This is a genomic window from Streptomyces sp. URMC 126 (assembly GCF_051386555.1).
In the GTDB taxonomy this organism is placed as follows: Bacteria; Actinomycetota; Actinomycetes; order Streptomycetales; family Streptomycetaceae; genus Streptomyces.
In genome coordinates this window covers 1-253 of record NZ_JBPQTX010001107.1, presented here as the reverse complement: position 1 = coordinate 253, position 253 = coordinate 1, and the positions used below count along the sequence as shown (strand labels likewise).

The following is a 253-nucleotide window of genomic DNA, read 5'->3' as shown; positions in this document are numbered from 1 at the left end:
CTACAGCACCACGGCACCGGAGACGGCAAACTTCCAGGAGGGGCGCAACCTCATCGGCGGGGCGGGCACGAACAAGCAGATTCAGTGCGAGACGTACAAGGCCCCCAATGCCTTCCAGCAGCAGGAATGCGACGCGGTGAACTTCATTAGCAAGAACCCGACGCAGCGGCCGAAGTTCACCATCGACAAGCAGACCGACCCGATCCTGACCGGCTCCAAAGGCGTCATCAACAACCCCGGCAGCATCCCCGGC

General features: G+C 62.5%; 1 protein-coding gene. It reads left to right on the top strand.

Translation table 11 applies throughout. From position 1 onward, the window contains the following. Positions 1-253 (top strand): hypothetical protein (locus ACSNOK_RS35270; RefSeq protein ID WP_436784766.1); only part of this gene is annotated, 253 nt, incomplete at both ends.